The sequence below is a fragment of the Thalassotalea ponticola genome, from assembly GCF_041379045.1.
Lineage (GTDB): Bacteria > Pseudomonadota > Gammaproteobacteria > Enterobacterales > Alteromonadaceae > Thalassotalea_A > Thalassotalea_A ponticola.
Window position 1 is genome coordinate 3,121,500 of sequence record NZ_CP166871.1, and the last position, 25,023, is coordinate 3,146,522.

General features: G+C 46.1%; 14 protein-coding genes, 3 tRNA genes and 3 rRNA genes. 5 read left to right on the forward strand and 15 right to left on the reverse strand.

Annotation, left to right across the window (positions count from 1 at the left end):
- Positions 1-2: 2 nt before the first annotated feature.
- From ACAY30_RS13750 to ACAY30_RS13770, 5 genes are all read right to left on the reverse strand, one after another.
- Positions 3-911, reverse strand: coding sequence for a VOC family protein (locus ACAY30_RS13750; protein WP_290252668.1), 909 nt, complete (start codon positions 909-911; stop codon positions 3-5).
- A gap of 202 nt (positions 912-1,113) precedes the next feature.
- The gene (locus ACAY30_RS13755) at positions 1,114-3,465 is read right to left on the reverse strand and encodes a TonB-dependent receptor (protein WP_290252669.1); all 2,352 of its coding nucleotides are present in this window, start codon (positions 3,463-3,465) and stop codon (positions 1,114-1,116) included.
- A 460-nt stretch (positions 3,466-3,925) separates the two neighbouring features.
- Positions 3,926-4,858 carry an OB-fold domain-containing protein gene (locus tag ACAY30_RS13760; protein ID WP_290252670.1) on the reverse strand — a complete coding sequence of 311 codons (933 nt, stop codon included), beginning with the start codon at positions 4,856-4,858 and terminating at the stop codon, positions 3,926-3,928.
- Positions 4,858-6,072, reverse strand: coding sequence for a thiolase family protein (locus ACAY30_RS13765; protein ID WP_290252671.1), 1,215 nt, complete (start codon positions 6,070-6,072; stop codon positions 4,858-4,860). The genes ACAY30_RS13760 and ACAY30_RS13765 overlap by 1 nt, the downstream gene beginning before the upstream one ends.
- Positions 6,072-7,919: a long-chain-acyl-CoA synthetase gene (locus tag ACAY30_RS13770; protein ID WP_290252672.1), complete on the reverse strand. Its 1,848-nt coding sequence runs from the start codon at positions 7,917-7,919 to the stop codon at positions 6,072-6,074. Before ACAY30_RS13770 ends, ACAY30_RS13765 begins: the two co-directional genes overlap by 1 nt.
- Before the next feature lie 208 nt (positions 7,920-8,127).
- On the opposite strand from ACAY30_RS13770, the gene ACAY30_RS13775 reads away from it, so the two are divergent.
- The 3 genes from ACAY30_RS13775 to ACAY30_RS13785 are packed head-to-tail and all read left to right on the forward strand — an operon-like array spanning position 8,128 to position 12,250.
- On the forward strand, positions 8,128-8,970 hold the full coding sequence (locus ACAY30_RS13775) for an alpha/beta fold hydrolase (protein ID WP_290252673.1): 843 nt from the start codon (positions 8,128-8,130) through the stop codon (positions 8,968-8,970).
- A gap of 13 nt (positions 8,971-8,983) precedes the next feature.
- Complete coding sequence (locus ACAY30_RS13780) at positions 8,984-11,101, forward strand: FAD-dependent oxidoreductase (protein WP_290252674.1); 2,118 nt, start codon at positions 8,984-8,986, stop codon at positions 11,099-11,101.
- A 12-nt stretch (positions 11,102-11,113) separates the two neighbouring features.
- A complete protein-coding gene (locus ACAY30_RS13785) occupies positions 11,114-12,250 on the forward strand; it encodes a dienelactone hydrolase family protein (protein ID WP_290252675.1) in 1,137 nt (378 codons plus the stop codon).
- Positions 12,251-12,318: 68 nt separating this feature from the next.
- Here ACAY30_RS13785 and ACAY30_RS13790 read toward each other — a convergent pair whose 3' ends face one another.
- The gene (locus ACAY30_RS13790) at positions 12,319-12,456 is read right to left on the reverse strand and encodes a hypothetical protein (RefSeq protein WP_290252676.1); all 138 of its coding nucleotides are present in this window, start codon (positions 12,454-12,456) and stop codon (positions 12,319-12,321) included.
- A 281-nt stretch (positions 12,457-12,737) separates the two neighbouring features.
- Here ACAY30_RS13790 and ACAY30_RS13795 point away from each other — a divergent pair, with 281 nt between their 5' ends.
- A complete protein-coding gene (locus ACAY30_RS13795; RefSeq protein ID WP_371189934.1) occupies positions 12,738-13,898 on the forward strand; it encodes an IS256 family transposase in 1,161 nt (386 codons plus the stop codon).
- A 145-nt stretch (positions 13,899-14,043) separates the two neighbouring features.
- Here the strand turns inward: ACAY30_RS13795 and ACAY30_RS13800 are convergent.
- The 6 genes from ACAY30_RS13800 to ACAY30_RS13825 all read right to left on the reverse strand — a co-directional run bounded on the left by ACAY30_RS13800 (position 14,044) and on the right by ACAY30_RS13825 (position 19,582).
- Positions 14,044-14,128: transfer RNA gene (locus ACAY30_RS13800), tRNA-Tyr, on the reverse strand.
- Between the two features lie 10 nt (positions 14,129-14,138).
- Positions 14,139-14,253 (reverse strand): 5S ribosomal RNA (rrf, locus tag ACAY30_RS13805).
- A 92-nt stretch (positions 14,254-14,345) separates the two neighbouring features.
- Positions 14,346-17,230: ribosomal RNA gene (locus tag ACAY30_RS13810) — 23S ribosomal RNA — on the reverse strand.
- A gap of 551 nt (positions 17,231-17,781) precedes the next feature.
- Positions 17,782-17,858: transfer RNA gene (locus tag ACAY30_RS13815), tRNA-Ile, on the reverse strand.
- 32 nt (positions 17,859-17,890) lie between these two features.
- Positions 17,891-17,966, reverse strand: a tRNA-Ala gene (locus tag ACAY30_RS13820).
- A 76-nt stretch (positions 17,967-18,042) separates the two neighbouring features.
- Positions 18,043-19,582: ribosomal RNA gene (locus ACAY30_RS13825) — 16S ribosomal RNA — on the reverse strand.
- The 16S, 23S and 5S rRNA genes sit together here with 3 tRNA genes alongside, the layout of an rRNA operon.
- Before the next feature lie 800 nt (positions 19,583-20,382).
- Between ACAY30_RS13825 and ACAY30_RS13830 the strand changes: the two genes are divergently transcribed.
- Positions 20,383-20,835, forward strand: a complete 453-nt coding sequence (locus tag ACAY30_RS13830; protein ID WP_290251684.1) for an RNA-binding protein — start codon at positions 20,383-20,385, stop codon at positions 20,833-20,835.
- A gap of 74 nt (positions 20,836-20,909) precedes the next feature.
- Here ACAY30_RS13830 and purD read toward each other — a convergent pair whose 3' ends face one another.
- The 3 genes from purD to purH form a co-directional block, all read right to left on the reverse strand.
- Complete coding sequence (gene purD, locus ACAY30_RS13835) at positions 20,910-22,202, reverse strand: phosphoribosylamine--glycine ligase (protein WP_290251685.1); 1,293 nt, start codon at positions 22,200-22,202, stop codon at positions 20,910-20,912.
- 29 nt (positions 22,203-22,231) lie between these two features.
- Positions 22,232-23,044 (reverse strand): class I SAM-dependent methyltransferase, encoded by an 813-nt coding sequence (locus ACAY30_RS13840; protein WP_371189935.1) that lies wholly within the window; start codon positions 23,042-23,044, stop codon positions 22,232-22,234.
- A gap of 134 nt (positions 23,045-23,178) precedes the next feature.
- Positions 23,179-24,765 carry a bifunctional phosphoribosylaminoimidazolecarboxamide formyltransferase/IMP cyclohydrolase gene (gene purH, locus ACAY30_RS13845; protein ID WP_290251686.1) on the reverse strand — a complete coding sequence of 529 codons (1,587 nt, stop codon included), beginning with the start codon at positions 24,763-24,765 and terminating at the stop codon, positions 23,179-23,181.
- Between the last annotated feature and the right edge of the window lie 258 nt (positions 24,766-25,023).

Consider the following 25,023-nt stretch of genomic DNA (forward strand, 5'->3'; position numbering starts at 1 on the left):
TATTACTCTGCCTCTTGTTCTGCTGTTACTTGGCCGACGCTAAAATCGTGTCCCCAAAGGCTAACGCGAGTAAATTCAAATACCGAGTGCTCTTGCCAGTCAACTTGCAATCCACCATAGCCGTATTCCATGTCAAAGCCCGATGGCGTTTTCATATAAAACGAAATCATTTTGTCGTTTAAGTGCTGACCTAAGGTCGCAGATAAGGCGACACCGTGTTGCTCAAAGCGATCGTACGCGCGACCTACTTCGGTCATATTTTCCACTTCCACCATGGTGTGAACGCAACCGCTTTCTACTGGAAAGGCGCAAATTGCCAAGCTGTGGTGTCTTGGGTTGTTGCAGTGCATAAAGTAAATCGGCAACGGGTCAGCGTCTGGCGTCGGTTTAAAGTTAAAAATATCACTGGTTGAGAAACCCAATACGTCCTCTAAAAATGCCAGTGTTTCGTCAAATAATGGTGCTGGTAAGACCGTGTGACCTAAACCCATTTCACCGGTAACAAATTTACCAACGCCTTGTGGAGAGATGAATGGTTGGCAATCAGAGCAGTGGCCCCAAAACAATTCATGGGTATTACCAGAAGGATCTCTAACGATGGCGATATCTTGTACACCGCGCTGTTGACATTGCACTTGATTAGCTTTTTCCCAGCTCACTCCTTTGCTTTGTAATTCATTTACAGCACTATCAAAGTCGGCTTTCGATGCTAACTCCCAGCCTGACGCCAAGTAGCAATCACGTTCCCCTTCGAGAATTAGAAAGCGAAATGGACGATCATCCATTTTCACATATAAGCCACCTTGAGGAGCTGGGCTAACCATCATGCCTAATACGTTTTCGGCGTAGTCTTGCCATTTTTTTAAATCGGTAGTTTGTGCAACAAAATAACCTAAAGCTTGAATATCCATTGAATTCTCCGGTTTCTTAACTGTTAGCCATTATTGATAAACGGTGCTACAGACTCATCGTCCGTAAAGACTAAAATTTGTCGGTGGATAAAGAGCGTTTCAGCCGGTGAGTAAAGTGTCTGAAATACATAGAAAAAACGGGCATGTCACAATGACATGCCCGCTTGCGTATGATGTAGAGTTGTTTAACTCGCTAAGTTGACTAGAAGGTGTATTTGACGTCAACTCCCCAAGTTGCTGGCGTCCCGTATGTTTGAGCATCGAAGAACGACATGTTTGCGCCGTGAACGATGTACTCTTCATCGGTAATGTTGCGTCCCCAAGCAGCGACGTTTAACGTTGAGCGCTCACCAACATTGATATTGGCTAAACTCAATCGCGCATTTAGCAGTTGATACGCATCTGCCACTAGGGTTGGATCCGATACCGAGAATTGGTATTCGTCGACTAACACGTAATCGGCGTGGAAAACCAGATCACCCCAACCCATCTCAGCAACGTACCAGTCCATCGCTAGAGTACCAGAATAAGACGTCTGATCGGTATATTCAGGATCCGTGTACTCGGTATCTTGATAACCTAAGGTCGCCGTAAACGATAAGTCTGGCGTGGCAATGAACTTAGCATCAACCTCGATGCCTTTGGTTTCTGACTCACCAGTATTACGAGAAACACGGATGCTACCGACCAACTCAGTTTTCTGCAGGTTGGTATTGTCGTTGTAGAACACCGCGGTGTTAAACATTAGGCGGTCGTTAAAAGAAACCGACTTCATACCAATTTCATAAGCGACTGTATCTTCCGGATCAGACGGTGTTAGTGTACCTTCAAAGTTAGCACGACCCGTTGATAAAAACGCAAAGCGATCGATAGAACCTGGATTAAACACTCCTGACGCATAACCTTGTTGAATACTTGCGTACAGTGTTAAGTCGTCATCATACAGGTAGTTGGCAACTAACGAACCAACCGTTTTTGACCAGTCTTTTTCAGATTTTAGATCGTTGCGCAACATAACATCCGGCGCGGCTAAGTTGGTTAGTGAACGATCGTCTTTGGTATGACGCAAACCAGCAATAATATTTAACTTGTCAGTTAATGCGTAATCGATATTACCATATACGGCCTGTGATTCTGCCGTGACTTCGTAGAAGTTACCAAAGGGCAGAGGGTCGGCAAATAGAATATTCGCACCTTGACCGGTAAAGATACTCAGTGCCCAAGGATTGATTTCTCGTCCCTCTTCTTCAAAGTAGTAATACCCGGCCACATATTTAACTTTGCCGTTGTTAAAATCACCTAACAGTTGGAACTCTTGTGATGTTTGATCTTGCTCTTTTGTCCCCTTAAAGTGAAAGCCTGGCAAGGTAATAACGTCATTGGGGTTAACACTCGGTGGCATGGTTGAAAAGTCTAACGCATAGCCAAAATATGCGCCGCCGTCCAAGTCTACACCGTCGAGAATACGAGATTCATAGTCGCGATAAGAACTGATCGACTTAAACGTATGATTATCAGAAAAATCCCACGCGACCGTCAGGTTATGACCTGTGATATCGACATGTTCTGCGCCGTGATTGTCCAGTTCAAATTTCGTTTGACGACTTGAGTCGTGTTCATTTGCCGCCATCATGGCAAACACATTACCGGCGTATAAGGTATTGTTGCCGAGAAATAACGTCGGTACCGTTGGGTCGGTAAAGGCTTCGCGCACATTACTAATTTGTACCGGAATAGACACTGATTCACTGTCGGTTTGATCATAGCTGTAATCGACGGTGAAGTTATCACCTGAGTAGCGCAAAGCAAAGCGCAGCGCGTCCAAATCTTCTGCGCCTAGGTGTTTTTCTTTGGCACCTTCAAAGGTATTCTCAGCCCAGCCATCTTGCTGGCCGTGCATATACGTTAACTTAGCGGTAAAGTTAGCAAACTCACCAGTATCAATTGACGTTTTTGATTTAAATTCGTTGTATGAGCCCACCGTGAACGTTTGATTAAACTCAAACTCTTCCGACGGCTTTTTGGTCACTAAACTCAACGCACCACCGGTGGTGTTTTTACCCCAAAGAGTACCTTGCGGACCACGCAATACCTCAACTCGCTCTAAGTCGACCACGTTAAATATCGCACCCGCGTTTCTAGCCAAGTACACACCGTCAAGGTAAATACCAACCTTGGGGTCAATCGCTAAAGATGGCTCGGTGACTCCGAGACCGCGAATATTAATGCCCACGTTAAACGAACTACCAATCGCCGGAGAAATGCGCACGTTAGGAGCCAGCGCATTGATGTCGCTGATGTCTTCAATGCCAAATTTTTCAATCGCTTCAGGATTAAATGCAGTGATTGCCACTGGCGTTTCTTGCAAAGACGTCACCCGCTTTTGCGCGGTAACTTCAATGCGTTCAATCGTGGATTTGTCGGCGTTTTCACTCTGTTCTTGAGCGTAGGTAGTGGAGGCAAACAAAGCGCCGGCAATAGCAAATGCTATCGGTGCAATGGCAAAGCGTCCTCGATTATTTCCTGCTGTTAACTTCATATGATGAATATCCATTTGTAGTCGTTATTATTAGATTTTTACGATCTTGTTGTAATCATTTGTATGGAACATCAAAGTTGTATATCTATTAACCAACTGCCTCATCGTCCGTTTAGACTAAAAATCCACCACTGACGAACTCATCGTCCGTTTGGACTATGACGAGATTTGGTGGGCCTTTGTTATCGCGACAAATGCGTTACAAAACAACGCCTAACAAAGGGAAAATAGGGTGAACATCGGCGAAAACATCGAATATTCACCTATTAATAAGCACAAATTGATTGCACTAACGAGCGACGGGGAGCGACGGGAAAAATCTACATGAGCTGTCAATGACCAGGTCAACGGCGCTAAACCGAGTCGCGAGGTTGCGCTGCTGCAACAGGAAGATGATCAGAAGGTGGTAATAAAAAAGTGCTACTTGCAACGAACGCAAGTAGCACTAACCGAGGGAGAAACTCTAACTAGGGCGTTAGCGATAGTAGATAACTAGCTCATTGATCACCGATGGCCGCTCTGAGCCGACCACGTGAGTGTGCACTTCAAGGATAAGCTGTACCCCTTTAACACCAACATCAACACTCTTTACACGAGCTCGCGCATGGATTTGAGAGTTAACCGGCACCGGTGCGGGAAAGCGCAATTTATTCGAGCCGTAGTTGACCATGGTATTAAAGCCGGTAATTTCATAGCCAAGCGGTAATGCCAATCGCGATTGTAAAATTTGTACCAAAGCGCCATGTGCAATAGTCGAACCGTACGGGCTATCGGTTTTCGATTTTTTCGGATCAGTGTGAATCCAATAATCATCACCTGACAACGCGGCGAACTCATCGATCAATGATTGGTCAATAGTAATTGTATTACTCCAATCAGTGAAGCTATCAGAGACCAAACCGTGCAGCGCTGCTTGATTGGCTAAGGGAACAATTTTTTGTCCTTTGTCGTTGAGTGGCAGATCTGCTAGCGGGTCGCGATATGGGCGGTGGGTTAAATTGTTGTTGGCCGCAGTAAAGCGAACCAGCGCATCGCCGTTGTCGGTGACCGTATCAAATACCGCTTGTACTGCCATGCCAATGCGAATATCGGATTCTTCAACGCCTATTAGCGTTGTGTTCATGCGAATCCCTTCGGCCAGTTCTACTACGGCAAGGATTTGCGGCGCCTCGTCGGCAAACTCTGCCATGGTCGGGATTCGCGCCACGGTAAAGCTATACAATGTCCCCTTGCCTGTGACTTCGCGCCACTCAAGTGAATGCGAAAAGCAATGCTGGCAATGGTTACGCGGGTAAAACGTCCAGCGGTGACAATCGCCACATTGCTGGGCGGTTAATTTACCTTGCGCTAAATTATGCCAAAACGGCTTAGAGATCGGTGTTTGAACTGGTAATGGTTTCGCGCTCATTACGCCCCTCCTTGTAAAACGATGGCACCTTGTTCACTCATCACCCCACCCGTGCCGGTAACAAATACGTTATCGCACGTACCTAATTGGCGCGCACCCGCACGACCGCTGATTTGGTGGAATGCTTCTATAATTTGCGACATACCTCCGGCCGCACCAGACTGACCAAAGCTCAGTTGACCACCGTGGGTATTAAGAGGGAAATTACCGTTAAAGGTTAAATCGTTTTCCATCAAAAATTTCATTCCTTCACCTTTTTTACAAAAACCTGCGTCTTCTAGCGACAGCAGTACGGTAATGGTGTAGCAATCGTAGATTTGCGCGGCGTGGATATCACTCGGCTTTAAACCGGACATGGCAAACGCCTTTTTCGCAGCTTCAGCAACTGGTGTTACTGTCATATCTTCGGCATACGATGGTGACTTAAACGACAAACGTTCGCCGAAACCTTTGATATACGCAGGGCGATGATTGGTGCGCTCTAACAATTCTTCGCTGGCAACGATCACGGCTGCGCCACCGGCAACAGGCATAACAATTTCCAATACGCGCAATGGATCAGCAACCATTTTTGACTCTAAAACATCGCTAATAGACAGCGGTTGGTTATAAAAAATAGCGTCAGGATTACTCAGTGCATTGGTGCGTTGATCAACCGCTAATTTAGCCATCGCTTCAGGTGAATAACCATATTGCGCCGCATAGCGCTGAGCGATCATCGCATAACCGGTATTTTGCCCCATGTGGCCATAAGGCAAATCAAATTCGGCCTCAGGTGCACCATAGCGCGTACTGTGACCACCGTACTTCATCGCCTCGTACAACCAGGCCGGATCTTCGTTCGGAGCAAAAGGCGCCATTCGTGCTGGTATAACACACAACACCGCTTTACAAACGCCTAATTCTATTGCCGCTGCAGCTCGCCACAGCATACCAACGCCGGTACAACCGCCTAAGTCCACCACTTCAGCAAAGTTAACACCAATGCCAAGATACTCCGCCGCCATCGCCGGTACAAATACCTCGGCTTCGTGAAATTGAGCCCCATTAACCACAAGGCCATCAATATCACTGGCTTCTAGTCCACTATCGCGCAGTGCTTGATGAGCGAGATCGGCAACCTGCTCTAAGTGAAACATCTGCTTTGCGGTTTTATATTTTTCTGGTTTATATTGCGCAGCGCCAACTATTGCTGCTTTTCCTGCAAGACCCATTAAGCCTCCGTCGCTAAAAATTTTGGTAAACCAAGGCGTGCTAATACGTGTTCGTTGTACTGCACATAATCACCAGCGCTATCGTCTTTAACATACAGCGGGTCATCGCATAACTCTGGTGAGTAACCTTGCTTTTGTAAATCAACTTTTCTCAATTTAAACGTTGTTGTCATATCAGCTTGCTCACTGACTCGCACGAATAGTGGGGCGGCATAGTGAGGTAGTTTTTCGGTTGCTAACTGATAAAACTGCTTACTGTTAAATTGTTTATTTGGCTGCATGACAATACTCGCCATGCCTGCCCGCCCCTCGTGTTCCGGTACCAGTACGCCGTAAACATTGATAAACTCAGCGTCTTGGTAATCCGTTAAAATGGTCGCCACCTCTTGCGTTGATACATTTTCACTTTTCCAACGGAAGGTATCGCCAATCCGATCGACAAAGTAAAAGTAGCCATCGGCATCATAGCGCAGTAAATCACCTGAGCGCCAATAAGCATCGCCTTGAGTAAACACATTGCGAATAATCTTGCCTTCGGTTTCGCGCTTGTTGGTGTAGCCTTCAAACCGGCCGGCACCTATATCGGGGTGATTAATGATCATCCCCAGCCCCTCGCCCACTTCACCAGGCTGGCACAAAATACAAAAGCCATTATCATCGCGGATGTAATCATTGGCCTCAACGTCAAATTGGACTAAGCGAAAATTAGTTTTCTGCCAATCGGGAATGCGTCCACAGGAACCAATGTGATTATCCAAATTAATCAAATTGGTATTCGACTCGGTAGATCCCCATCCCTCGTATATGTCCATCTCGCCGTAGGCTTCAATCCAGCGTTGCCAACTTTCGGCGCTCAAGCCCGCGCCCATCATAGCCCGTAAGCGATGTGCTGGCGCTTCAATATTTCGATTGAGCAAGTAGCGACAAATTTCGCCAATGTACTGACAAACCGTCACTTGGTTTTCGGCTATTTCTTGCCAAAACTTCGACACACTAAATTTGCGACGCACAACAATCGCTCCGCCACACGCAAGTGCGGTTGACGTCACTGAGGTTGCGGCTGCGCCGTGGTACAAAGGTAGACAACAATAAAAGACATCATCGCTTGTCGCATCAATTGTCACCTCCATGACATCGCCCGAACACAGCCAGCGCAAATGGCTGTATACGGCTGCCTTTGGCAGTCCCGTTGTACCTGATGTAAAAATTAACAGCATCGGATCTTCAGCAACAATATCGGCTCGACTACTCGCATCAAACTCTGCACTCGTCAGCGCTGATAGGCGCTGTTCAAGGTCCTTTGAAAACTGGCTACTAAGATTATCACTGATGTCGGTTTCAACATCGCTTAGCCGCCAAAAGCGACTGACGTCGAGTTCAGGCGTTTCGATAAAATTATTGATGCATTCATCGCCAACAATCACCCCTTTCGCTTCTGTGCTGTTAATGGCATGGGCTAACGGTACACCCGATACGTGAGTATTTAAAAATGCGGTAACGGCGCCAATTTTGGCCAAAGCAAACCAAACGATGAAAAATTCCGGTCGGTTTTCCAACGCCATGGCACAGGTGTCACCAGCTCTGAGGCCCAAGCTATGCAACACCTGAGCATAACGATTGGCTTGCTCATTTATTTGCTGGTAGGTTATTGCCTTACCTTGGTAAATAATAAACGGCTTATCTGCATGTAATAACGCTTGAGCTTCGAGGCGATCTGCAACCGTGTATTGCTGTTTCGGCTTGATTCGCATTGCCGCACTAGCGCGCTTATCCATTTTTGCTTGAGTAACCTGCCGATCAACGACTGTTGTCAGCGCCGGTTCTTTGGCCATCAAATTTGTTGTCATAATGAGGTCACCTCGTATCGAGTCAAAATTCGTCATTTTCTCACTGCGACAACTATGCCCCTATGCGGCAATCACTAACATCGTCCATCTCGACTATTTGCTCTAACGGATTTACCACCTAATTCCCTTGGTCTAAATGGACGATGAGAACGCTGCGTTGAATTCATAGAATCGAGCGATAGGTTAGAACTAGCAAAGGAATTTACACATGACAAACGATCCATTTTCGCATCTGCCCGAGGGGCATTATACCGACCTAGAAAACGGCATTCGTGTGCATCACCTCGATATAGGTACTGGTCCTACGGTCATTTGGCTACACGGTAGCGGCCCGGGTGCGAGTGGTTACAGTAACTTCAAGGGTAATTATCCGGTATTTGCTGCAGCAGGTTTTCGCAATATCGTGCTTGATTTACCTGGCTTTGGCCGCTCTGACAAACCTGATGACGTCCATTACAACCTCGACTTTTTCGTTGAGTGTTTAAATCTCTTTATTCGCCAAAACGAACTGTCTGACTGCATTTTGCTCGGTAATTCTTTGGGTGGAGCCATTGCACTTGGGCAAACCTTAGCCCACCCAGAGACCGTAGCCAAGCTCATTCTTATGGCACCGGGCGGTGTTGAAGAACGAGAAACTTACTTTCAAATGGAAGGTATTCAACGCATGGTCTCGATATATAATGAAGGCACTATGGACAAGGATAAGATGCGCAAGGTGATGAGTTTACAACTCTTTGATGCAAATGGTTTAACCGACGACATTTTGACTGAGCGCGTTGCGGTTGCAAAAACGCAACCTGACAATCTATTTAATACGATGATGGTCCCAAACATGACAGAGCGCCTACACGAAATAAAGGTAGACTGCTTGGGTTTTTGGGGGACTAATGATTGCTTTAATCCGCGTGAAGGTATGTATAAATTCCTTGATAATATGCCGCATTGTAAATTTATCATGGTCAATCAATGTGGCCACTGGGTTCAAGTTGAACACAAAGATTACTTTAATCGTATGTGCTTAGACTTTTTACTGCATCCGACCGCTTGCTAAAAAGGAATACCACATGGCAATTTTCAAACACCTTACTCAACCTGGGCGAATCGGCAGCCTGAGTTTAAAGAATCGCATGATTATGGCACCTATGGGGTCTAATTTTGCCGAGAGCGACGGCCAGTGTTCTGAACGCATCCAAGCGTTTTATGAGCAACGCGCCAAAGGCGGTGCAGCAATGCTAACCATGGGCGTTGTCTCTGTAGCCTACCCTCATGGAACGGCAGAGCCATACCAAGTTGGTATCTCAGATGATAAATTTATTCCTGGCTTAAAACAGCTTACTGATCGAGTTCACAAACACGATTGTAAAATTGCCGTTCAATTACAACACGCTGGTAAAACCGCAGTGCGCGATCTCGCTGAAGGCAGAGAGATTTGGGTACCGTCAATGCCAGCGCCTCACAAAACCGATATGATGAATGATTTGACCAAATCAGAATTATCTAGGTTTATTCGCTCTGCCGGTACGTCAGCTCCAAAGATTCGAGTCATGGATAAAGCCGACATTGAGCAGATGATTAGTTGGTTTGCCGATGCCGCTGAACGCGCCGTTAAAGCAGGATTTGATGCGATAGAACTGCACGCCGCCCACACCTATATTATTGCCGGCTTTTTGTCAGCGTTTACCAACAAACGAGATGATGAATACGGTGGCCCAATTGAAAACCGGGCGCGACTACTTTTACAAATTATTGCCGCGGTACGCACCAAAGTACCGGCCGATTTCCCACTGTGGTTACGCCTCGACGCCCAAGAGTTGCGAATGCCTGGTGGCATCACTATCGAAGACTGCCAAGCGGTCGCCAAAATGGCCGAATTGGCTGGCGTCAACGCGGTTAGTGTTTCTGCATATGCTAACCCCACCAAAGGCGACGCATTTACCGAAGCGCCATTAGTACACAAAGCGGGAGGCTTTTTAGCATGGGCCAAAGCCGTTAAACAGCACGTTAATATCCCGGTAATTACGGTCGGTCGTTTAGAGCCAGATGTCGCTGACTCAGCAATAGCCAATGGTGATTGTGATTTTGTTGGCTTTGCCCGTAAACTGCTAGCTGATCCGGAGCTGCCAAATAAAGTTGTCGCACAATCGCCGGAAAAAATCCGCCCATGTATATACTGCTACGCGTGTGTCAGCCAAATATTTGTCAATGATCGGGTCAAATGTGCTGTTAATCCGTTTACCGGACAAGAAAGCGACCTGGCGATCACTGCTGCCAGCAAATCCAAACACATCGTTATTGTCGGTGGTGGTCCAGCAGGTATGGAAGCTGCCCGCGTATTGTCGCTGCGCGGCCACAGAGTAACCCTGTGTGAAAAAAGTAGCTATTTGGGTGGCACCTTATTTTTTGCCGCTCTAGCTTACCCTGAAAATGGCGCGCTACTCGATTATTTGGTTGGCGAAGTGCAAGCTGATGACAATATTACTGTCAAACTCAACACCCGTGTCGATGCATCAGTACTGGCAGCTTTAAATGCCGATGAAGTAATTTTGGCCGTTGGTGCAAAGCGCGATGCAATTGATGTACCTGGCGCCGATCAAAATCACGTTTGGTCAGGAGAGGAACTGCGCCTGTTAATGACAGGTGAAGGCGAACACATTGCCAAGCAAAAACTCAACTTAAAACAAAGAATGATGATGAAGTCTGGTTCCCTTATTGGCATTACCAAGAGTACAGACGCGTTACAAACACTGTCAAAAGTCTGGATGCCATTAAGCAAAGATGTAACCATTATTGGCGCTGGCCTAGTGGGTCTTGAGTTGGCTGAATTTCTGGTTGAACGCGGCCGTAATGTGACCGTCCTCACCGATGAGGAAGTCGGCTCGGAAATCTCGATTGTGCGTAGATGGCGGGTACTTCAAAACTTGAAGCAACATCAAGTGCAAATCATTCGCCAAGCGAGAATACAACAGATTACCGATAAAACCGTTGACTACCAAGATCACAACGGCGATCTGCAATCAGTTAACGCAACATCCGTGATCATCGCCAAGGGCGCCAGTAACAATCTTCAGGCAGCTCAACAACTGCAAGGGAATTACACCATTCACAACATTGGCGATTCATTATCTGTTGATTACATCGAAGGCGCATTAAAGTCAGCAACGCGCTTAGCATTAACACTGTAAGGGAATGATGTTATGAAAAAATGGCTTTACTCCGCATTCGGCGCCGCAATATTGGCTGCGGGTTACGGTATTTACCACATCGAAACAGAGTATGCTGGTATTGGGCTACCGTGGAATAGCCGCGTCGATTTACCGACTTTACCTCAATATGACAACGTTAAAAGCAAGTTAGATGAGGGTGACAAGGGGATTATCTATTTCCCATCGAAAAGCCCTTATGACTTTAGTGTGCTTCTTACTGACTTTGACAATAGCGTCGAGTCAACAGGCATGGGCACCTTGTATTTCCCTGAAAATGCAAGTGAGCTAGAGCCAGTTCCGGCAATGATAATTTTGCATGGTAGCGGCGGTATTCGAGAAGAGCGCGAGCAAGGTTACGTTAAGCTATTTAACAAACTCGGTATTGCTGCGTTTGTGTTAGATTATTACACGCCACGCGGTGTAACGAACGACCATAAGTATTTGCAGAAAACCCTCTCCGCATCAGAAACAGATATCGTCGTTGACGCGTATAACGCATTAAAAGTTCTATCAACACATCCTCGTATCGACGCTACTCGTATCGGCGTTACCGGCTACTCTTATGGCGGCATGGCAACGCGTTATACCATGGATGCACGGGTGAAAAGCATTCTCGCTCCGGAGCATCCTGGCTTTGCATTACACGCTGATTTTTACGGTCCTTGTCATCAAACACTAGGGTCAAACCAAACTACGGCTAAACCTTATTTAGCGATCTTTGGTGACAGTGATAACAGTGTTAATCCAACGCTGTGTAGCCAAGTACACCAAGCACTAGAGGATGCGGGCAGTGATGTTGAGGTTCTAATAATTGCCGGCGCTGGACACGCGTGGGAAAATAATCAACCGCGTAAGGAAAGAGATTTTCCGTATATCAAAGAGTGCCGTTTTAGTTTTCAAGCGGAAACGGGTTTGCCCACCATTAATGGTCAACTAACCAGCTATGCGGCCAATAATGCCACTCGCGAAGAGCGAGCTTTCGCTCGTGCCAAAGTGATGATGGATGCACCTGAATGTATCGGCAAAGGATACATTATTGGCTTTGATGAAAATGCTGATAACAAGGCGAAAGCAAAGCTTACTGAATTTGTTAGCAAGCACTTACTCAACGCAAACTCAACTTCCTGATAATATCCGCTTTACTAGATTAAAGCCCTCGTATGCGTGGGCTTTTTTACTAAACAATTACTTACTACCTACCAACTCGTCTGATGCAATTGATAGTCACTACAATGCAGGCCATTGGGAATGCCATGGTAAAGCCAGATTGCCAAAATTTCATTAATTAACCCATATGCTCGTTGATGATCAAAATCGTCAACAGGGAGCGACATACTCACTCAGTTACTTGCTGCTTGCTTGCTTGCTTGCTTGCTTGCTTGCTTGCTTGCTTGCTTGCTTGGCACATCTATTGATAAAACAAGTTATGTGTCGTCAACAAGTGTGTTTACTTAAGCATATTTAAACAAAAAGGATATTACCAATGCGGCTTTTTACAGGTGTTTGTACCATACCGTCCCACTGAAGTGTGTCCGATTGGACAAATAAAAAAGTCTCTCTTAGTTTAGTTGATAGTTTCGACCAAAAAACATTCAACAAGAAACGGAGAGAGACTATGACTAATTTAACGCTGAATAGTAAACAAATTCAAGCAGCATTGGATTCATTAATCGAAAAGCCTGGTGGTCTGAACCAAGTCTTAGAGTTGGCGCTTAACTCTTTTATGAAAGCTGAGCGTTCAGAGTACCTCAGAAATTCGCAGGGAAATAAGGGAAATGGATTTAGGCCCGTTACAGGATTGGGCATTGGCGAAGCCTTAACTCTACAAGTTCCTCGTGATCGGCTAAACCAATTTAAGCCTTGGATCCTCAATGTAATGAGAGAGCAAAGTGATACGTTAAATGAGCTTTGTTTTGAGCTTTACGCAAAGGGGTTAACAACCCGAGATATCGAATCTGTAACCGAATCCATTTATGGTCAAAAGCTCTCTCGAAGTGCGGTATCACGCATCACCAAAAGTCTTTATAAAGAAATGGAGGACTTCAGAAAGCAGAAGCTGTGCGAGTACTATCCCATCATTTATCTTGACGCGACATTTATCAAAACAAAGCGTGAAACAGTTTCTAGTGAAGCCTATTACATTGTGCTGGCCGTTAAGCATGATATGACTCGAGAGGTTATCGGTATCTACAATGCGCCAACCGAATCGGCGTCAAATTGGGATGACATATTATTAGATTTAAAAGAACGTGGCCTTAGACAAATCGATCTCGCTGTAATTGATAACCTATCAGGCTTAGATTCTGCCATAGAACGGCATTATCAATGTCGAATTCAAAAATGTGTTTTGCATTTGAAACGCGACATCTTAAAGAAAGTGAAAAAGTCTCATCGTAGTGATGTTGCTGAGGATTTAAGGTTTGTATTCAACTTAGACGATCAGTCTGATGATCGAGAAGAGTTTCAGATCCGGGCGAAGTGGTTATATGAAAAATGGGGAAAACGATATCCTAGCTTTAAAGTGTTTACAGATGAGCTATACATGCACTATTACGCGACTTATTTGGACTTTGAGCCGATGATCCGAAATATGATTTATACTACCAACTGGATTGAACGATTAAATAAATCATTCAAACGTACACTAAAAATCAGAAACTCAATGCCCAGTGTCAATTCTGTGTTAACCATTCTGAGTAAGGTTGCGTTGGATATGAACCAAACGACTTATCAATATCCAATAAGTCGTTTTGAGAAAAGTAACTTATTTAACTAGAGTGTTTGAAACTGAAATTAAAATAAGAGAGACACACTTTCTGGGACGGTACCGTTTGTACACTAAGGCGTGTAGTGTTATATGGCACAGAGTTAAATAGCGCGTAAAAGCAAAAAAGCCCGCTATATAGCGGGCTTTTTATATATGGTGGAGGGAGGTGGATTCGAACCACCGAAGGCGGAGCCGTCAGATTTACAGTCTGATCCCTTTGGCCACTCGGGAACCCCTCCAAAATTGGAAGCCTGGCGATGACCTACTCTCACATGGGAACTCCCACACTACCATCGGCGCTACTTCGTTTCACTTCTGAGTTCGGCATGGGTTCAGGTGGTTCCAAAGTGCTATTGTCGCCAGACAAAAAACGTTTCAATTCGGAAAGCGATATTTACTCAATTCTTAATCATGCGTGATGATTATCAGACCATACGAAAACCTCTTGGGTGTTGTATGGTTAAGCCTCACGGGCAATTAGTACAGGTTAGCTCAACGTCTCACAACGCTTACACACCCTGCCTATCAACGTCGTAGTCTCCGACGACCCTTTAGGGGACTTAAAGTCCCAGTGAGAACTCATCTCAAAGCCTGCTTCCCGCTTAGATGCTTTCAGCGGTTATCAGTTCCGAACATAGCTACCCGGCAATGCCACTGGCGTGACAACCGGAACACCAGAGGTTCGTCCACTCCGGTCCTCTCGTACTAGGAGCAGCCCTCTTCAATTCTCAAACGCCCACGGCAGATAGGGACCGAACTGTCTCACGACGTTCTAAACCCAGCTCGCGTACCACTTTAAATGGCGAACAGCCATACCCTTGGGACCGACTTCAGCCCCAGGATGTGATGAGCCGACATCGAGGTGCCAAACACCGCCGTCGATATGAACTCTTGGGCGGTATCAGCCTGTTATCCCCGGAGTACCTTTTATCCGTTGAGCGATGGCCCTTCCATACAGAACCACCGGATCACTATGACCTACTTTCGTACCTGCTCGACGTGTCTGTCTCGCAGTTAAGCTGGCTTATGCCATTGCACTAACCGTACGATGTCCGACCGTACTTAGCCAACCTTCGTGCTCCTCCGTTACACTTTGGGAGGAGACCGCCCCAGTCAAACTACCCACCAGACAGTGTCCCCATCCCAGATTATGGGACCAGGTTAGAACATCACGCATACAAGGGTGGTATTTCAAGGATGGCTCCACAGATACTGGCGTACCTGCTTCAAAGCCTCCCACCTATCCTACACATGTAGGAGCAATGTTCACTGTCAAGCTATAGTAAAGGTTCACGGGGTCTTTCCGTCTAGCCGCGGGTATACGGCATCTTAACCGCAAATTCAATTTCACTGAGTCTCGGGTGGAGACAGTGTGGCCATGATTACGCCATTCGTGCAGGTCGGAACTTACCCGACAAGGAATTTCGCTACCTTAGGACCGTTATAGTTACGGCCGCCGTTTACCGGGGCTTCGATCATGAGCTTCGCTTGCGCTAACCCAATCAATTAACCTTCCGGCACCGGGCAGGCGTCACACCGTATACGTCATCTTACGATTTAGCACAGTGCTGTGTTTTTAATAAACAGTTCCAGCCACCTGGTTACTTCGACTGGCCTCAGCTTAGGGAGCAAGTCCCATCACCAGAGCCAGCGTACCTTCTCCCGAAGTTACGGTACTATTTTGCCTAGTTCCTTCACCCGAGTTCTCTCAAGCGCCTTAGTATTCTCTACCTAACCACCTGTGTCGGTTTGGGGTACGGTTCCTTATAATCTGATGCTTAGAAGCTTTTCCTGGAAGTATGGCATCAACAACTTCAACTCCGTAGAGTCTCGTCTCGTATCTCAGCCTTGAGGAAATCCGGATTTACCTAAATCTCCAGCCTACATACTTTCACATGGACAACCAACGCCATGCTTGCCTAGCCTGCTCCGTCCCTCCTTCGCAATTATAAGAAGTACAGAAATATTAATCTGTTTCCCATCGACTACACCTTTCGGTCTCGCCTTAGGGGCCGACTTACCCTGCCCTGATTAACATGGGACAGGAAACCTTGGTCTTTCGGCGTGGGGGTTTTTCACCCCCATTATCGTTACTCATGTCAGCATTCGCACTTCTGATACCTCCAGCATGCTTTACAACACACCTTCAACGGCTTACAGAACGCTCCCCTACCACTTAATCCTAAGATTAAATCCGCAGCTTCGGTGCTATGTTTAGCCCCGTTACATCTTCCGCGCAGACCGACTCGACTAGTGAGCTATTACGCTTTCTTTAAAGGATGGCTGCTTCTAAGCCAACCTCCTAGCTGTCTGGGCCTTTCCACATCGTTTCCCACTTAACATAGACTTTGGGACCTTAGCTGGCGGTCTGGGTTGTTTCCCTTTCCACGACGGACGTTAGCACCCGCCGTGTGTCTCCCGGATATCACTCACTGGTATTCGGAGTTTGCAAAGGGTTGGTAAGTCGGGATGACCCCCTAGCCTTAACAGTGCTCTACCCCCAGTGGTGTTCGTCCGAGGCTCTACCTAAATAGATTTCGGGGAGAACCAGCTATCTCCCGGCTTGATTAGCCTTTCACTCCGACCCACAAGTCATCACCGCATTTTTCAACATACGTGTGTTCGGTCCTCCAGTTGATGTTACTCAACCTTCAACCTGCCCATGGGTAGATCGCCGGGTTTCGGGTCTATGCCCTGCAACTAAACGCGCAGTTAACACTCGCTTTCGCTACGGCTCCCCTAATCGGTTAACCTTGCTACAGAACATAAGTCGCTGACCCATTATACAAAAGGTACGCAGTCACCCGAAGGCTTCCACTGCTTGTACGTATGCGGTTTCAGGTTCTATTTCACTCCCCTCACAGGGGTTCTTTTCGCCTTTCCCTCACGGTACTGGTTCACTATCGGTCAGTTAGGAGTATTTAGCCTTGGAGGATGGTCCCCCCATATTCAGACAGAATTTCACGTGTTCCGTCCTACTCGATTTCACGGTAAGGTCATTTTCGTGTACGGGACTATCACCCTGTATCGTCAAGCTTTCCAGCTTATTCCACTAATTCACAAACCGCTTAAGGGCTAATTCCCGTTCGCTCGCCGCTACTAAGGAAATCTCGGTTGATTTCTTTTCCTCGGGGTACTTAGATGTTTCAGTTCTCCCGGTTCGCCTCGTTAAGCTATGTATTCACTTAACGATACCTGCCTTATGACAGGTGGGTTTCCCCATTCGGAAATCTGTGCCTATAACGCCTTTTATCGGCTTAACACAGCTTATCGCAGATTAACACGTCCTTCATCGCCTCTAACTGCCAAGGCATCCACCACATACGCTTAGTCACTTAACCATACAACCCCAAAAAGTTTCGCTTGTCTTTTGCGTTATTAGCTGCGTTACGCTTGATGTTCGTTGGTCATTACCCGAAGGTAACTCCCTGTCTCACATCATCGCAAGCCTTGCTACTAAAGCAAAATCTGTGCAATACAGTTGCTGAGTAATTTGGTGACAAAACCAAATTCAAATGTATGTCTGACATTTTCACGCATTCATTAAGAATGTTCCAAACAAGGATGTTTGGATGTCGAATTGTACACGGATGTACTTAATTCGACCCTTGAGTATTGATTTTTTTAAAAATCATGAAGAATTTCTTCTTCGTTGGTATTTATATCTTATGCAACACCGTGCGACACGTTGTTGCCAATATAAACACCGGGTTTAATATCAGCTTTCCAAATTGTTAAAGAGCAGTGAGTCAAAAAACTCAAAGGTAAGCATCACCTTGCTTAACTTTAAGTTCTCTTAAGAAGTATTTATTTAATTCTTCTTTACGTTATGTTGATGACGCCGTGTACTTCAGTACACAAGTTATCAAGATGACTTAAAGAAGGATTAAAATGGTAGGTCTGAGTAGACTTGAACTACCGACCTCACCCTTATCAGGGGTGCGCTCTAACCAGCTGAGCTACAGACCTACTACGTAGGTATTACTACCAAGTTCAGTAGATGGTGGAGCTAAGCAGGATCGAACTGCTGACCTCCTGCGTGCAAGGCAGGCGCTCTCCCAGCTGAGCTATAGCCCCACTACTGAGTACTTCTTTCACGTTCGTTATCGATGCAATTTGTGTGAACACTCAAAAGACAGTGTTTTACTTAAGGTAAGGAGGTGATCCAACCCCAGGTTCCCCTAGGGTTACCTTGTTACGACTTCACCCCAGTCATGAATCACAAAGTGGTAACCGTCCTCCCGAAGGTTAAACTAGCTACTTCTTTTGCAACCCACTCCCATGGTGTGACGGGCGGTGTGTACAAGGCCCGGGAACGTATTCACCGCGGCATTCTGATCCACGATTACTAGCGATTCCGACTTCATGGAGTCGAGTTGCAGACTCCAATCCGGACTACGACGGACTTTATGGGATTCGCTCCACCTCGCGGTCTCGCTGCCCTTTGTATCCGCCATTGTAGCACGTGTGTAGCCCATCCCGTAAGGGCCATGATGACTTGACGTCGTCCCCACCTTCCTCCGGTTTATCACCGGCAGTCTCCTTAGAGTTCCCGCCCGAAGCGCTGGCAAATAAGGATAGGGGTTGCGCTCGTTGCGGGACTTAACCCAACATTTCACAACACGAGCTGACGACAGCCATGCAGCACCTGTCTCAGAGTTCCCGAAGGCACCAAACTATCTCTAGTAAGTTCTCTGGATGTCAAGGGATGGTAAGGTTCTTCGCGTTGCATCGAATTAAACCACATGCTCCACCGCTTGTGCGGGCCCCCGTCAATTCATTTGAGTTTTAACCTTGCGGCCGTACTCCCCAGGCGGTCAACTTAGCGCGTTAGCTACGCTACCCACGAATCAAGTTCACAGACAGCTAGTTGACATCGTTTACGGCGTGGACTACCAGGGTATCTAATCCTGTTTGCTCCCCACGCTTTCGTGTCTCAGCGTCAGTATTTGTCCAGGTGGCCGCCTTCGCCACTGATGTTCCTTCCAATCTCTACGCATTTCACCGCTACACTGGAAATTCCACCACCCTCTACAATACTCTAGACAGCCAGTTCGAAATGCAGTTCCAAGGTTGAGCCCTGGGCTTTCACATCTCGCTTAACAATCCGCCTACACACGCTTTACGCCCAGTAATTCCGATTAACGCTCGCACCCTCCGTATTACCGCGGCTGCTGGCACGGAGTTAGCCGGTGCTTCTTCTGCGAGTAACGTCACAGCTAGCAGGTATTAACTACTAACCTTTCCTCCTCGCTGAAAGTGCTTTACAACCCGAAGGCCTTCTTCACACACGCGGCATGGCTGCATCAGGGTTTCCCCCATTGTGCAATATTCCCCACTGCTGCCTCCCGTAGGAGTCTGGGCCGTGTCTCAGTCCCAGTGTGGCTGATCATCCTCTCAAACCAGCTAGAGATCGTCGCCATGGTAGGCCATTACCCCACCATCTAGCTAATCTCACTTGGGCTAATCTAAAGGCGAAAGGTCCGAAGAGCCCCTCCTTTGGTCCGTAGACATTATGCGGTATTAGCAGTCGTTTCCAACTGTTGTCCCCCACCTTAAGGCATATTCCCAAGCATTACTCACCCGTCCGCCGCTCGACGCCTTCTAGTAAACTAGAATCGTTTCCGCTCGACTTGCATGTGTTAAGCCTGCCGCCAGCGTTCAATCTGAGCCATGATCAAACTCTTCAATTAAAAATTTAATCTACTCAATGAATTCTGTTGCATTTGACATATGTCGTTTGCATGAACCTCATTAAGATTTTGAATAGTGGTAAAACTACGTATCTTATGAATGCTCACACAAATTGCATGATAACTATTTGTTAAAGAACCGATTCTTAATGAATCGAAGCCAATCAATCGCACTCGTTGTTGGCGTTGCTTTTCGTTGAAAGCGGATGCGCATTTTACGCATCTGAGTTTTGATGTCAACCGCTTTTTGAAAGTTTTTTGAAAAACATTTTCAAATCTTTCGGTGACCGCTAAGCCCGATGTTTTCTGACTTATCTGTTCAAAACCCCTTCGTTGGCTGTGCCGTTGAAGTGGATGCGCATTCTAGGGATTTTTGGCCCAACGTCAACTCTTTTTTGCGAAAATATATAATAATTTTATCAAGCCAAAGAAATCGCCCACTTTTTAAACACAAATGTAACTTTCCGCTAACTTTTCGCTGTATGTACGCCGACGATCACCTACGACTAGAAGATGTGTTTACTCATCGTGGGTAAAATGAAGACGAGAGCTCAATCAGCTTGATTACGTAATACGGCACAGTATAAATGTAGCGTTATCAAGTTTATTGAGGCTCAAAACATCCAACAATATTCAGACACGTGGACTACTCGACTGCTAGAGATATCTCTACTAGCGTCTTAATTCGATAAAATGGTGTTGTTTTTTATAGTATTTTTAATATTTCCCATTGCAGTTTGTTAAAATGCCGTTAACATAGGAGTGTTGGAATAATAAAAAGTTATAATCAGGTAGGTACCATGAGAGCACCTTTAGCACTATCGTCTGCATTCATTGCCATCGCCATCACTGTGATTGGCTACTTCACTGCATCACTAACATCCCTCGATCAAAACGCAATCGCTATAGGCTTGTTTGTGGGCGCCTTTATTTCGCCTTTGCTAGTCAAGTTTATTAACACTAGTAAATCAGACAGCACTCCTGCTGTCATGACAGATGTCAAAACTCTGTATGTCGGTAACCTGCCATACCGTGCAAATGAAGCTGCTGTACGCGAATTGTTTTCGGCTCACGGCGCTGTGCAGTCAGTTCGCTTAATGAAAGACAAACATACTGGTAAACGCCGAGGCTTTGGTTTTGTTGAAATCGCCGAAGCTGATGCCGAAAAAGTTATAGATGCACTTAACGACACCGAATTTCAACAACGAACATTAAAAGTAAGAGAAGCAAAAGAGCGCAGCACACCACAATAAGCATCGCCTCGAGGTTGGCTCACCAATATAAAAAAAGCGGCTTATTAGCCGCTTTTTTACTACCGATAATGTAGTTATCCGTTTTGTTGCTCTCGTGCGATAGCTCGGTAGGCGATGTCAGTGCGAAACTCAACACCTTGCCAAGTGATTTGCTGTAATAACTCGTAAGCTGATTTTTGTGCATCAGTTACTGTATTACCAAGTGCTGTTGCACATAATACACGACCACCAGCAGTGACCACTTGACCATCTTTAATGGCGGTTCCCGCATGGAAGGTTTTGCGATCTGATAAGGTATTCAACTCAACACCTGAGATCACATCACCTTTGTTGTAGCTCCCCGGGTAACCACCCGCAGCCAATACCACACCAACTGCAGCGCGTGAATCAAATTCAATTTCAGCTTTATCTAATTCGCCTTTACAAGCGCTAATACACAGTTCAACAAGATCTGATTGTAAACGCATCATGATTGGTTGCGTTTCCGGATCACCAAAACGGCAGTTGTACTCGATCACCTTTGGCGTACCGTCAGCTGCAATCATTAAGCCCGCGTATAAGAAGCCTTTGTATGGTGCATCTTCTTTTGCCATACCTTCAACGGTTGGCCAGATAACTTCATTCATAATGCGATCATGAATTTCAGCGGTCACAACTGGCGCTGGAGAGTAAGCCCCCATACCACCGGTGTTTGGACCTTGGTCACCATTGTAAGCGCGCTTATGATCTTGGCTAGTCGCCATTGGTAGCACGTTCTTACCGTCAACCATAACAATGAAGCTCGCTTCTTCACCTTCAAGGAACTCTTCGATAACAACACGATGACCAGCATCGCCAAAGGCGTTACCAGCTAACATGTCCTTAATCGCCTCTTCAGCTTCTTCAAGTGTCATTGCAACAATCACACCTTTACCCGCTGCTAGACCGTCAGCCTTAACAACGATAGGCGCGCCTTGTTCACGTACGTAAGCAATAGCAGGGTCAATTTCAGTAAAGTTTTGGTAAGCGGCAGTCGGGATGTTATGGCGCGCTAAAAAGTCCTTAGTAAATGATTTTGAACCTTCTAACTGAGCAGCTTTTGCACTCGGGCCAAAAATCATTAAGCCTTCGGCTTCAAATGCATCAACAACACCATCGACAAGCGGTTGCTCTGGGCCAACAATAGTCAAGGCAACGTCATTTTGTTTGGCAAACGTTACCAGTGCGTCGATATCACCGACGTTGATAGCAACGTTTGTTAACTTGTTTTCATTGGCAGTACCAGCGTTACCTGGTGCGACAAATACGGTTTCAACTGAACTTGACTGAGCAGCTTTCCACGCGAGCGCATGCTCGCGCCCGCCACTGCCAATAACTAATACATTCATAAATATTCTATCTGTTGGTTATTAAGCCGCTACTTAACAGGCTTAACAAATTTCAATGTCATACGATCACTTTCACCAATAGCGAGATACTTTTGCTTGTCTTGTTCACCCAAGCGCAGTACTGGAGGCAATGTCCAAACACCTTTCGGATGTTCTGCTGTATCTTTTGGATTAGCATTGATTTCACTGCTTTCGACAAACTCAAAGCCAGCTTGCTGTGCTAATTCAATTGCTAGTGCTTGTGGAAAGTAACCACTTTTAGCATGTGTTTCTAAACTGTGTGATTCGGGCATGCGATGCTCAACAACACCGAGTACACCACCTGGTTTTAACGCTTTATAACTGTCGATGAAAACCTGCTTCACACCTTCCACATCCCAATTGTGAAGGTTTCGAAATGTAACTACTAGATCGGCACTTGCTGACGGTGCGAGTTCACTCTCTTTACGCGGGGTAAAATCAGTCAGCTTCACTTCACTAAAGATCGGATCAGCGGCCAGCTTTTTTTCTAAGCTACGACGCGATCGACTGTAGTAGTTATCTTCGCCTGTATCTGGGTAATGAGCGCCATACAACGTGCCCTTGCCCTTTAATGCAGGAGCGAGTATCTCAGTGTACCAACCTCCACCTGGGGCTATCTCTACTACGGTCATTTGCGGTTCAAAACCAAAAAATTGCAATGTTTCTAGCGGATGGCGATATTGATCTCGTGCTTTGTTCTTATCACTGCGGTGTTCACCGGCAATAGCTTGCTTTAAAGCAGTCTCAGCACTGTGGTCATCCGCATAAGCAAAACAGCTCGTCATTACTAAAACACTGGCTACTAAGGTTTTTATTTGCATGTTTTTCTCCTAACCCATTTTAAAATTAACACTAGTTTTACAACTAGTTATAACAGATAAATGGTAATTAAAGAAACTTTGACAGCAATAGTATTCATCAGACGCGCCGTAGAGCGCGTCTTCAGTTTTACAGATTAGTGACGGAAGTGACGCATACCTGTGAAGACCATAGCAATGCCATGCTCATCAGCTGCAGCGATAACTTCTTCGTCACGCATTGAACCACCTGGTTGAATAACGGCGGTAATACCCGCTTCAGCAGCAGCATCTAAGCCGTCGCGGAATGGGAAAAATGCGTCTGACGCCATAACTGAACCTTTGACTTCCAGGTTTTCGTCGGCGGCTTTGATACCCGCGATTTTAGCCGAGTAGACACGGCTCATTTGACCGGCACCCACGCCGATAGTCATGTCGCCTTTTGCATAAACGATCGCATTTGATTTAACGAATTTCGCCACTTTCCAGCAGAATAACAAGTCGTTCATCTCTTCTGCGGTAGGTTGACGCTTGGTAACAACTTTTAAGTCGTCCATGCCAACCATACCTTGGTCGCGATGTTGAACTAACAAGCCACCATTAACGCGCTTTAACTCATAACCTGTTGTCGTATTATCCCACTGACCACACTCTAACAAGCGAACGTTTGGTTTAGCCGCGACAATTTGTTTCGCCGCTTCAGAAATGACTGGAGCAATGATAACTTCGACAAATTGACGCGAAACAATGGCTTCAGCGGTATCGGCATCTAACTCTTGGTTAAAGGCGATGATGCCACCAAAAGCTGATGTAGGGTCGGTTTTAAAGGCTTTTTCGTACGCTTCTAAGATATTTTCGCCCAGCGCTACACCACATGGATTAGCGTGCTTAACGATAACACAAGCTGGCTTGTCAAACTCTTTAACACACTCTAAAGCGGCATCAGTGTCGGCGATATTGTTGTAAGACAAGGCTTTGCCTTGAACTTGAGTCGCGGTAGCAACAGACGCTTCTTCAGGTTCCGCTTCTACGTAAAAAGCGGCTTGCTGATGAGAGTTTTCACCGTAGCGCAAATCTTGCTTTTTAATAAATTGAGTGTTGTAAGTGCGAGGGAACTCTGACACTGATTTATCTTGATCGCCATAGGCAGGTAGCATTTTGCCAAAGTAATTAGCAATCATACCGTCGTAGCTCGCAGTGTGCTCAAACGCCGCAATCGCTAAATCAAAACGCGTTTGATGAGTTAACGAGCCATTGTTTTCTGCCATTTCAGCTAATACGCGACCATAATCCGATGCGTTAACAACAATAGTCACATCTTTGTGATTTTTAGCTGCTGCTCGCACCATCGTCGGGCCGCCAATGTCGATATTTTCAATCGCGTCTTCTAGGCTACAGTCATGCTGTGCGACGGTTTTGGCAAATGGGTAAAGATTAACCACAACCATATCGATTGCTGAAATCTGATTATCAGCCATAACGGCCTCATCCATATCGCGACGAGCTAAAATACCGCCGTGAACTTTAGGGTGCAGTGTTTTAACACGGCCATCCATAATCTCAGGGTGTCCAGTGTAATCTGATACTTCAGTTACCTTGATGCCCTTTTCGCTCAGTAGCTTCGCGGTGCCACCAGTTGATAAGATATCAACGCCTTGAGCCACTAGCTCTGTTGCGAACTCGACAATACCGGTTTTGTCAGAGACACTTAGTAACGCGCGTCGAATTGGACGTGGAGTTTCCATAGTTATTGTTTACCTTTTAAAATGCGTAGTCATTAATAATTGCGGTTATTAATCGATATATCACTGCTCACCTGTAACGTGTGGTGAATCAGTCAATCGCGATGTGTGTACTCTTAGTGGCACATTACCCAACCGCGATAACAGGGTTATTTGTTATATTTTTTCCGTCCCTGGAAATAGCAGAATATTGTCTCCCTGATTATTCTGTATACATTCCGTCCCTGGAAATAACAGAATATTGTCTCCCTGATTATTCTG